This window comes from Amycolatopsis sp. NPDC051716 (assembly GCF_040681595.1).
GTDB lineage: Bacteria > Actinomycetota > Actinomycetes > Mycobacteriales > Pseudonocardiaceae > Amycolatopsis.
In genome coordinates this window covers 225,757-235,224 of the sequence record NZ_JBFAZA010000014.1, presented here as the reverse complement: position 1 = coordinate 235,224, position 9,468 = coordinate 225,757, and the positions used below count along the sequence as shown (strand labels likewise).

Here is a 9,468-nt window from a genome sequence, read left to right as displayed (position 1 = left end):
TCGCGGCGAGCACGACGATGACGATGGCGGTGCGGGTCCGGATGCCGGTGCGGTTCACCAGCGTCGCCCCCACCCCGGCGGCGTCCGGGAGCACAATGTCCCCTTCGGACGTTGTGCCCGGTATGGGATCAGGGGACTGGGTGGAACGGCCGCTGGTCGGCACCGAGAGCGTGACGCCGGCCGAGCTGTACGAACAGGGGAAGCGGCTCCGGGAGAAGACCCCGGCCGCGGTGCACGACCACGAAGCCGCGGCAAAGGACCGGCCGACGCCGCAAGCGTACTTCGAGGCCACCAACGCCGGGCGGCTGCCGGAGCTGATCGAACTGCGGCGGGAGCGGATGCTCGCCTCGCCGTTCACCTTCTTCCGCGGCGCGGCCGGGCTGATGGGCGCCGACCTCGCCGGTACGCCGTCTTCCGGCGTCAGCGCGCAGCTCTGCGGCGACGCGCACGCCGCGAACTTCGGCCTCTACGGCACGCCCGAGGGCAAGATCGTGATGGACATCAACGACTTCGACGAGACGGTGCCGGGCCCCTGGGAGTGGGACCTCAAGCGGCTCGCGGCCAGCCTCGTGCTCGCCGGCCGCGAAGGCGGCATCCGCGAATCGGGCTGCCGCGAGGCCGCCGAAGACGCCGTGAAGTCCTACCGCCGGACGATCCGCGCGCTGGCCGAGCTGCCGTTCTTGCGAAGCTGGAACGCGCTGCCGGACTCGTCGGTGCTGTCGAAGGCCCGGGCCGACGAGCTGATCGACGACTTCGCCGACGCGGCCGAGAAGGCCCGCAAGAACGATCACGCGAAGGTCGCGGCGCGGTGGACCGAGCACGTCGACGACCACGAGACCGGCCTGGCCCGCCACCGGTTCGTCGCGGACCCGCCGGTGCTCACGCACGTCGGCGAGCGGACGGCCGAGGCCGTCGCGGCCGGCCTGGTGTCCTATGTGGACACCCTGCGCGAATCGCGGCGCACGCTCATCGCGCGCTACCGGCTCGCCGACGTCGCCTTCCGGGTGGTCGGCACGGGCAGCGTGGGCTTGCGCAGTTACGTCGCCCTGCTGCACGGCAACGACGACGAAGACCTGGTGCTGCAGGTGAAACAGGCGCAGCGGCCGGCACTGGCGCCGTACCTGGACCTGCCGGAGGCCACCCACGAAGGGCAGCGCATCGTCGACGGCGCCCGGCTGGTGCAGGCGGAAACGGACATCCTGCTCGGCTGGACCACGATCGACGGCGTCCCGTTCATCGTCCGCCAGTTCCGCAACCTCAAGGGCGACATTGACCCGGCGGAACTGGAGAAGGACCACCTCGACGACTACGGCCGGCTGGCCGGGGCGCTGCTCGCCCGCGCCCACACGCGATCGCTGCACCCGAAGCTGCTGTCCGGCTACTTCGCCGACGACTCGGAGCTCGACGAGGCGATGGGTGCGTATGCCGTGCGGTACGCCGACCAGACGGAGGCCGATCACGCCGCCTTCTCCCGCAACTGACGGACAGGGTGCGGGTCAACACTGGAGATCGACTTCCCCGCTGTGCTACATGTGCGCGATCAGGTGACGGCGAGGAGGCGGCGTGGCGGATCTCAAGCGGCGGTCGGTGCTCACGGGAGCGGTCGCGACGGCCCTGGCGGCCACGACGGCACCCGCGCTGGCGGCTCCCCCGCGGCGGACGTTCCGGCTGGGCGTCAACTACACGCCGTCGACGCGCTGGTTCCACATGTGGGAGGACTGGCGCGAGGCCGACCTGCGCCGCGACCTCGACGACATCGCCGCGCTCGGGCTCGACCACATCCGGATCATGCTGCTGTGGTCGGCCTTCCAGCCGGAACCGGCGTTAATCAGCGGCGAAAAGCTCGACCGGCTGCACCGGTTCCTCGACCTCGCGGACGCGGCCGGGCTGGACGTCGAGGTCACCGTGTTCAACGGCCACATCTCGGCCCGCTACTGGACGCCGAACTGGCTGCAGACGAAGCCGAAGCCGGTCAACTGGTTCACCGACCCGGCGGCCCTCGACGCGCAGCGGACGCTGTTGCGGGCCCTCGCCGAGCGGATCGGGCGGCACCCGCGCTTCCTCGGCTTCGACCTGTCGAACGAGCCGTACTACTACTGGGACGATTTCGCCGGCTTGTTCGTCACCCAGGCCCAGGCCGACACGTGGGCGCGCACGTTGTGTGCCACCGCCGAAGAAGCAGCCCCCGGCAAGGCGCACACGGTCGGCTGCGACCGGGCACCGTGGGACAACGGCACGTACTTCACCCGCCCCGGGCTCGCGGACGCAGGCTCCGTGGTGGCGATCCACCCGTGGACGTCGTTCTCCGGCACGCTCCGGACGGACCCCCTCGGCGCGGTCGCCACGCACAACGCGGAGCGGCTGATCCAGGTGGCCCAGGCGTACGCGACGGACCCGGCACGCCGCGTCTGGATCCAGGAGGACGGCGCGGCACCGTCGATCCACTTCAGCGAGGCGACCCGCCCCCAGTACGGCGAGTGGCTGTCCCGGTCGATCCGCAACGCGGCTTCCTGCGCCCACACCCTGGGCTTCACGTGGTGGTGCTCCCACGACGTGAACCCGGCGCTGGTCCCGAACCTGAACCCGCTGGAGTACGACCTCGGGCTGTATACGAACGACCGCCAGCTGAAGCCCGCCGGTCAGGCGCTGAAGAACCTGGTGGCCGAGTTCGACCGGACGCCACCGCAGCCGTCCCCGCGCACGGCGGCGATCGTGCTCCCGGACCTCTTCCCGACGTGGGGCAACGACCGGTTCTTCAAGCTGGCGGCCGAGGGGAAGCGGGTGGCGTTCGTGCTGCAGAGCCGCGCTTCCGACGCGAACCACCTGAAACAGCGCGGCATCACGGAGCTCATCCGGCTGTGACCAGTTCGGCGACGTCCGCCGCGCACCCCCAGGCCAGGGTGATCCCCGCTCCCCCGTGCCCATAGCAGTGCACCACGTCACCCTCCCGCTCCAGCCGCACCTCGCGCCGGGACGGGCGCAACCCCACCCGCGACCGCAGCACCTCCGCGCCGGCCAACCGCGGTTCCAGCTCGCGGGCGCGGCGCAGGATGTCCGCCGTCACGGCCGGGTTCGGGTCGGTGTCGGCGCGGCCCGGCTCCTCCGTTCCGCCGCACACCACGTGGCTTCCGTGCGGGATCACGTACGTGATGCCCGGGCCCGTCCCGTCGACCACGAACTCCGGCAGGCCCGGGTCGGTCACGTGCACGACCTGGCCGCCGACCGGGACCATCGACCGGTCGCTCGCCAGCGCGCCCGCGCCGAGACCGGCCGCGTTGACCACGACGTCCGCGCCGAGGCCGGAAAGGGACGTCAGGGACCGGTACTCGACCCGCACGCCCAGCGCCTCCACCCCGGCGAGCAGCCAGTCCAGGTACACCGGTGTGTCGACCACCGCCGTCGTGAACTCGACGCGGTCGCCGTCGCGGACCGCGGCCTCCACCGCCGGGAGCCACTGCGGGTCCGGCGCGCCCGCCGGCAGCAGGACCCGGCCGCGGCGGAACCGCACGCCCGGTGCGTCCTGCCCGCGGAACACCGCGAGGCTCGCCGCGGTCCACCGCACGATCCGCTCGTCCGGACCACGACCCGGCGGGTACACCACCCCGCCCGCGACGGCCGACGTCGACCCCGCCGGCGGGGCCGCCGCCACGACCGTGACGTCGTGGCCCGCCTCCGCCAGCCGGTACGCACTGCTCAGCCCGACGATCCCGGCCCCGGCGACTGTCACCCGCATCCCCGCATCGTGACGCACCCGCGGCTCCCGGCGGGTCGCGGGGGCCCGGCTACCCTCGCGCGGGTGAGGACGATCCGGGTGCCGGCCGCCGTCTGCGGCCTGCTCGCGCTGTTGCTGGGCCTGCCGTTCGCCGGCGGGACGAGCCCCGGCGCGGTCGACGACGCCGCCGCCCGGGCCGTCGCGCACCTGAGCCCCGGCGTGCTGCGGGCGCTGGTCCTCCCGACCGAGCCGTACGTCGTGCTCGCGCTGGGCCTGCTCGCGGTCTTCCTGTGCCTGCGCGCCGGACGGCGGCTGGAAGCCGCGCTCGCGCTCGCCGTGCCGGTGCTGGCCATCCTGCTGAACACCTGGCTGCTGAAACCGCTGTACGACCGGTGGAAGAACGACACCCTGGTCTACCCGAGCGGCCACACGGTGAGCCTGGTGGCGGTGCTGACGGTGCTCGTCCTGGTCACCCGCCGGGTCGTCGTGGCCGTGCTGGCCGCGGTGGCGCTGCTCGCCGCCGCGGCGGGGCTCGTCGGGATGGGCTACCACTACCTCACCGACGTCGTCGGCGGCACGCTCTTCGCCGTCGCGGTGGTGCTGTTCAGCTGGCCGGCACCGCGTCCCGCGCCAGCGCCGTCAACCGGCTGACCGCGCGCAGGTACTTCTTGCGGTAGCCGCCGTTCACCATCTCCTCGGTGAACAGCGACCGCAGCGGCTCGCCCGACACGACCAGCGGGATGGCCCGGTCGTAGAGCCGGTCGGCGAAGGCGACCAGCCGCAGCGCCACGTTCTGGTCCGGCGCCGGGTGGATGCCGCGCAGGTGCACGCGGGTGACGTCGTCGAGCAGCCGGCCGTAGCGCGACGGGTGCAGCTCCGCCAGGTGCGCGCACAGCGCGTCGAAGTCGTCCACAGTGGACCCCTCGTGCGCGGCGGCCGACGCCTCCAGCTCCGCCGGCGAGACGGGCGGCGGCGCGTCCGGCAGCCCGCGGTGCCGGTAGTCCGGGCCGTCGACGCGCACCACGCCGAAGCGGGCCGACAGCGTCTGGATCTCGCGCAGGAAGTCTTCGGCGGCGAACCGGCCCTCGCCCAGCTTCTCCGGCAGGGTGTTCGACGTCGCCGCGATGAACACCCCGGCGTCCATCAGCTCCTGCAGCAGGCGGGTGACCAGCGTGGTGTCGCCCGGGTCGTCCAGCTCGAACTCGTCGATGGCCAGGATCCGGTGCTCCGACAACCGCCGCACGGCCTCGGCGAAGCCCAGCGCGCCGACGAGGTGGGTCAGCTCGACGAACGTGCCGTACGCCTTGGGCGACGGCACGGCGTGCCACGTCGAGGCGAGCAGGTGGGTCTTGCCGACGCCGAACCCGCCGTCGAGGTAGAGCCCCATCGGCCCGGCCGGCTCCGGCGATCCGCCGAAGAGCCTGAACCGCTTCTTCTCCCGCCGCGCCCCCACCTTCGCCGCGAACGCCGAGCACGCCTCGACCGCGGCGGCCTGGCTGGGCTCGTCCGGGTTGGGCAGGTAGGTGTCGAACCGCACGGCGCCGAAGCGCGGCGGCGGCACGAGCGCGCCGATCAGCTCGTCGGCGGACAGCTCGGGACGGCGGCCGGTCAGGTGCGCGGGCATGGTCGCAGAGCCTATCCGCGCCCCGGGTACCGATGAGCGGGCATATCCCCCGGTAGAGACCTGTTTCACGTCCGTGCTGGGATGATCACGTGCGGAGTGTGTGGCCCCTGGCGACGGGCGAACTGACGGCGACGGACCTCGAGGAGATCTACGCCTACCCGGCCGGCCTGTCGAGACCCTGGGTGCAGGTCAACTTCGTCGCGTCCGCGGACGGCGCCGTCGAGATCGACACCACCTCGGCGGGACTTTCGCACGCTGCCGACCGCAAGGTCTTCCTGCTCGGCCGCGACCTCGCCGACGTCATCCTGGTCGGCGCCGGGACCGCCCGCGCCGAGAACTACCGCGGGGTCGTCGCGGGCGCGAAACGCCTGGAGCGCAGGAGACGTCTGGGCTTCGCCGGCGTCCCGCCGATCGCCGTCGTGACGCGCACCGCGGACCTCGACCCGGCTTCCCGGCTGTTCACCGAAACCGCCGTTCCCCCGATCGTGGTGACCACGGACACCGCCGACACGCGCGCCCTCGAAGCCGCCGGGGCCGAAGTCCTGCGGGCCGGCGCCGGTGACGTCGACCTCGCGCTGGCCCTCGACCTGCTGGCCGCCCGCGGCCTGCGCCGGGTCGACTGCGAAGGCGGGCCCGGTCTCTTCGCCCGGCTCGTCGCCGCCGATCTCGTCGACCAGCTGTGCCTGACCGTCGCGCCGCTGCTGGTGGCCGGGACCGCGGGCCGGATCGCCGCGGGGGCCACGCCCGCCGTGCCGCGCCGGCTCGCCCTGGCCTCGATCCTGGTCGAGGACGGCTTCACGCTCCTGCGCTACCGCCGGGACGCCGGGTGAGCGACGACACCGAGCTCCTCGCCCGGGCCGCGGGCGGCGACCACACCGCGTTCGGCGCGCTGGTGCGGGAACACACGCCCCGGATGTACCGGGTCGCGCTGCGGATCACCGGCAGCGCGGCCGAGGCCGAGGACGTCGTGCAGGAGGCGTGGCTGGCCGCGTGGCGGTCCCTGGCCGGGTTCCGGCAGGAGTCGGCGGTGTCGACGTGGCTCTACCGCGTCGTCACCAACAGCGCGCTCGCCGTGCTGCGCCGCCGCCGTCCGACGGTCTCGCTCGACGCCCCCGATCCGCAGTCCACTGTGGACAGCGCGCTGCTGGCCGCCGCGGTGCCCGGCCCCGAAGGCCGCGTCGTGCGCGCCGAAGAGGTGGACGCGGTGCTGCGGGCGGTCGGCCGGCTGGAGGTGTCCCAGCGCGTCCCGCTCGTGCTGCGCGAACTGGAGGGCTTGAGCTACGAAGAGGTCGCCGACGTGCTCGACGTGAACGTCGGCGCCTTGCGTTCCCGGCTGCACCGGGCCAGGGTGGCGCTGCTCGCCGAGTTGAGGGAGCGGTGATGGCCGAGCGCGAGGATCCCGAGTCCGACCCCCGCTGGGACGCCGTGCGCGCCGCGGCCCGGCGCCGGGTGCCCACCCCGCCCGGCCTGGTCGAACGCGTGCTGCGGGCCGTCGCGCGCGGCCGCCGGACGGCGGTGGAGGTACCCGGCGAGCGCGGCCGGCTGCGCGTCGCCGAGGGCGTCGTCGACCGGCTGGCCCGGACGATCGCCGCGGACCGGGCCCCGTTCGGCGTGCGGATCTCGGCCGTCGCCGTCGAGGACGACGTCGTGCAGGTGCTGGTTTCGGTCCGGTTCGGCGTCATCGCCGACGCCGCCGCCGAAGCGCTCCGGCGGGAGATCACCGCCGGGCTGGCCCGGCAGCTGGGGGTCGCCTCGGTGGTGAACGTGCACGTCGTGGACGTCCATCCGGGGTGAGATTACCCCGATCGGGGGACCTTGCGTGAGGGTTTCGCGCCGCCGGGCATCGTATGGGCGAGAACCCGCCGAGAGGAGCCCACAAGCATGCACCCGGAACGGACCGAAAGCCCCGGCACGGTGACGCCGCTCAACGAAGAGGGCGCCGCCGGCCGCACCACGATCTCGTCGCTGGTCGTGCAGAAGATCGCCGGCCTGGCCACCCGCGAAGTCGCCGGCGTGCACACGCTGGGCGGCGGCGGGGTGTCCCGCGCGATCGGCGCGCTGCGCGAGCGCATCCCCGGCTCCGGCACGGTCACCACGACCGGCGTGTCGGTGGAGGTCGGCGAAAAGCAGACCGCGATCGACCTGGACGTCGTCGTCGAGTACGGCGCGCGCATCACCGACGTCGCCCGCGCGGTGCGGCGCAACGTGATCACCGCGGTCGAGCAGATCACCGGCCTCGAGGTGATCGAGGTGAACATCGCGGTCAACGACATCTTCCTGCCGGGCGAGGAAGAACCCGAGTCCACCCGCGTGGAATGACCCGCCGCGACACGGGTTCGCCCACGACTTTCCGTCCAGTCCAAGGAGGACATGTGAACGCAACGCAGACCGGGCTCCTGGCCGGGCTGATCCTCGGCCTCGCCGCGACCCAGGGTTTCACCGCGTTCCTGGTGACGCTGGCCGTCGGGATCATCGGCCTCGTCGCCGGCCGGGTCCTCGACGGCGAACTCGACCTCGGCGAGCTGTTCGGCAAGGGCCGCGACAAGTGAGCCCCGCCCTGGACGTGCCGCGTGAGCTCGCCGAACCGGCCGAGCGCGGCACCCTCACCATCGGGCACGCCGTGGTCCGCAAGGTCGCCCAGCACGCGGCCGGCCAGGTGCCGGGCACCACCCGGAACGGCAAGACCGGGCCGAAGGCGAAGGTCGGCGGCCACGACAACGACGTCGACCTCGCGCTCGACCTGGCCCTGCACTACCCCGCGGCGGTCCGCGCGGTCGTCGGCGACGTGCGCGAGAAGGTCACCGAAGAGGTCGAGCTGCTCACCGGCTACCGCGTGCGGACACTGGCCGTGACGGTGTCCGCGCTGCTGCCGGACGTCGCACCGAGGGTGCGGTAGCCGTGCGCCCGTTCGTCCGCATCCTCGCCACCCTGCTCGGCCTGGCCTTCGCCGCGGCCGGCGCCCTGCTGGCCCTCGAAGTCGGCTGGCACTGGTGGCGCCCGGGCTCGGCGCCGCTGCTGGTCCCGTGGCCGCGCTGGCAGGCCGGGCTGGCGTCGCTGGGCTGGGACGCCTACGCGGTGCGCATCGGGGCCGGCGTGCTGGCCGCCGCGGGCCTGGTCCTGGTGGTGTGCGCGCTCGCCGCCGGCAACCGCGCCGTCCGGCTGACCGACCCGGCCGGGGACGTGAGCGTCTCGACGTCACCGCGGTCGCTGGCCCGGCTGGTCGGGTTGACCGTGCGCGCGCAGGACAACGTCGCGGGCGCGTCGGTCACCGCGAGCGCCCGCCGCATCCGCGTCCGCGCGAAGAGCACCCTCGAGACCGAAGGCGAGCTGCGGCCGCGCCTGCTCGCCACGGTGTCGGCGCTGCTGGACGAGCTCCCGCTGGTGCGGCGGCCGAAGGTGTCGGTCGTCGTCGACTCGCCGAAGGACCGCCGATGAGCAAGACGATCGCCGCGAAGGCACTCTCCCGGTCGTACACCGGCGAACGCACGCTGACGGTCCTCGTCGGGTTGCTCGCCTTCCTGGGCGGGGCACTGGCCCTGGTGGTCGGACTCGGCGGGCTCGGCGAGTTCCGCGGCCGCCGCCCGCTCCTGGACCCGATCGCCGTGACCTGGCTCGGCGGCCACGCGACCCCGGCGCGCGTCGCCGCGATCGTGCTCGGCGTGCTGCTGTTCGTGCTCGGGCTGCGGTGGGCGCTGCGTTCCCTGCGCCCGGAACCGCGGCCCGACCTCGACCTCGACCGCACCGAAGGCGCGGAACTGGTGGTCACCGCGGCCGCGATCGCCGGCGCGGTCCAGGCCGACGCGGAGCAGCTCGACGGCGTCGGCCGGGCCCGCGTCCGCGCGGTCGGCTCGCGCACTTCGCCGGCGTTGCGGATCACCCTGTGGCTGCGCGAAGGCACGGACCTCAAGCGGGTGTGGTCGGACCTCGACACGCGCGTGCTGACCCGCGCCCGCGAATCGCTCGGCCTGGCGTCGCTGCCCGCCGCGGTCCGCATGGAACTCGACACGGGCCCGGCCAAACGCGTGCGCTGAGCCGGCCCGCGGCCGTGTCGACCCGCCAATCACGCGAGTCGACCCCGCAATCACGCGAGTCGACCTCCTGATCACGCGTGTCGGCGCCTCCAGCACGCGCC

The 9,468-nt window shown here is 73.7% G+C and carries 13 protein-coding genes; 11 read left to right on the top strand and 2 right to left on the bottom strand.

Going from position 1 to position 9,468, the window contains the following annotated elements:
- Positions 1–122: 122 nt before the first annotated feature.
- Both AB0M30_RS21450 and AB0M30_RS21445 read left to right on the top strand, forming a co-directional pair.
- Positions 123–1,481: a DUF2252 domain-containing protein gene (locus AB0M30_RS21450; RefSeq protein WP_364586001.1), complete on the top strand. Its 1,359-nt coding sequence runs from the start codon at positions 123–125 to the stop codon at positions 1,479–1,481.
- An 82-nt stretch (positions 1,482–1,563) separates the two neighbouring features.
- On the top strand, positions 1,564–2,862 hold the full coding sequence (locus AB0M30_RS21445; protein WP_364585999.1) for a hypothetical protein: 1,299 nt from the start codon (positions 1,564–1,566) through the stop codon (positions 2,860–2,862).
- Here AB0M30_RS21445 and AB0M30_RS21440 read toward each other — a convergent pair.
- Positions 2,849–3,733 carry an FAD-dependent oxidoreductase gene (locus AB0M30_RS21440; RefSeq protein ID WP_364585997.1) on the bottom strand — a complete coding sequence of 295 codons (885 nt, stop codon included), beginning with the start codon at positions 3,731–3,733 and terminating at the stop codon, positions 2,849–2,851. The genes AB0M30_RS21445 and AB0M30_RS21440 overlap by 14 nt on opposite strands.
- 78 nt (positions 3,734–3,811) lie before the next feature.
- Between AB0M30_RS21440 and AB0M30_RS21435 the strand changes: the two genes are divergently transcribed.
- Positions 3,812–4,363, top strand: a complete 552-nt coding sequence (locus AB0M30_RS21435) for a phosphatase PAP2 family protein (protein WP_364586025.1) — start codon at positions 3,812–3,814, stop codon at positions 4,361–4,363.
- Here the strand turns inward: AB0M30_RS21435 and zapE are convergent.
- Positions 4,317–5,336, bottom strand: a complete 1,020-nt coding sequence (zapE, locus tag AB0M30_RS21430) for a cell division protein ZapE (protein ID WP_103339451.1) — start codon at positions 5,334–5,336, stop codon at positions 4,317–4,319. The genes AB0M30_RS21435 and zapE overlap by 47 nt on opposite strands.
- 89 nt (positions 5,337–5,425) lie before the next feature.
- On the opposite strand from zapE, the gene AB0M30_RS21425 reads away from it, so the two are divergent.
- The 8 genes from AB0M30_RS21425 to AB0M30_RS21390 all read left to right on the top strand — a co-directional run bounded on the left by AB0M30_RS21425 (position 5,426) and on the right by AB0M30_RS21390 (position 9,367).
- Positions 5,426–6,166 (top strand): pyrimidine reductase family protein, encoded by a 741-nt coding sequence (locus AB0M30_RS21425; RefSeq protein ID WP_364585995.1) that lies wholly within the window; start codon positions 5,426–5,428, stop codon positions 6,164–6,166.
- Positions 6,163–6,717 (top strand): sigma-70 family RNA polymerase sigma factor, encoded by a 555-nt coding sequence (locus AB0M30_RS21420; protein ID WP_360180685.1) that lies wholly within the window; start codon positions 6,163–6,165, stop codon positions 6,715–6,717. Before AB0M30_RS21425 ends, AB0M30_RS21420 begins: the two co-directional genes overlap by 4 nt.
- Positions 6,717–7,130, top strand: a complete 414-nt coding sequence (locus tag AB0M30_RS21415) for a hypothetical protein (RefSeq protein ID WP_364585993.1) — start codon at positions 6,717–6,719, stop codon at positions 7,128–7,130. Before AB0M30_RS21420 ends, AB0M30_RS21415 begins: the two co-directional genes overlap by 1 nt.
- A gap of 87 nt (positions 7,131–7,217) precedes the next feature.
- Positions 7,218–7,655: an Asp23/Gls24 family envelope stress response protein gene (locus AB0M30_RS21410; RefSeq protein ID WP_364585991.1), complete on the top strand. Its 438-nt coding sequence runs from the start codon at positions 7,218–7,220 to the stop codon at positions 7,653–7,655.
- Between the two features lie 53 nt (positions 7,656–7,708).
- Positions 7,709–7,885: a hypothetical protein gene (locus AB0M30_RS21405; protein ID WP_013224542.1), complete on the top strand. Its 177-nt coding sequence runs from the start codon at positions 7,709–7,711 to the stop codon at positions 7,883–7,885.
- The gene (locus tag AB0M30_RS21400) at positions 7,882–8,232 is read left to right on the top strand and encodes an Asp23/Gls24 family envelope stress response protein (RefSeq protein WP_364585989.1); all 351 of its coding nucleotides are present in this window, start codon (positions 7,882–7,884) and stop codon (positions 8,230–8,232) included. The genes AB0M30_RS21405 and AB0M30_RS21400 overlap by 4 nt, the downstream gene beginning before the upstream one ends.
- A gap of 2 nt (positions 8,233–8,234) precedes the next feature.
- The gene (locus AB0M30_RS21395) at positions 8,235–8,771 is read left to right on the top strand and encodes a DUF6286 domain-containing protein (protein ID WP_364585987.1); all 537 of its coding nucleotides are present in this window, start codon (positions 8,235–8,237) and stop codon (positions 8,769–8,771) included.
- Positions 8,768–9,367 (top strand): alkaline shock response membrane anchor protein AmaP, encoded by a 600-nt coding sequence (locus tag AB0M30_RS21390; RefSeq protein ID WP_364585985.1) that lies wholly within the window; start codon positions 8,768–8,770, stop codon positions 9,365–9,367. Before AB0M30_RS21395 ends, AB0M30_RS21390 begins: the two co-directional genes overlap by 4 nt.
- Positions 9,368–9,468 lie beyond the last annotated feature (101 nt).

Coding starts and splice junctions, on each gene's coding strand:
- AB0M30_RS21450 (WP_364586001.1), top strand. CDS start 123: ATGGGATCAGGGGACTGGGTGGAACGGCCGCTGGTCGGCACCGAGAGC.
- AB0M30_RS21440 (WP_364585997.1), bottom strand. CDS start 3,733: ATGCGGGTGACAGTCGCCGGGGCCGGGATCGTCGGGCTGAGCAGTGCG.
- zapE (WP_103339451.1), bottom strand. CDS start 5,336: ATGCCCGCGCACCTGACCGGCCGCCGTCCCGAGCTGTCCGCCGACGAG.
- AB0M30_RS21415 (WP_364585993.1), top strand. CDS start 6,717: ATGGCCGAGCGCGAGGATCCCGAGTCCGACCCCCGCTGGGACGCCGTG.
- AB0M30_RS21410 (WP_364585991.1), top strand. CDS start 7,218: ATGCACCCGGAACGGACCGAAAGCCCCGGCACGGTGACGCCGCTCAAC.
- AB0M30_RS21390 (WP_364585985.1), top strand. CDS start 8,768: ATGAGCAAGACGATCGCCGCGAAGGCACTCTCCCGGTCGTACACCGGC.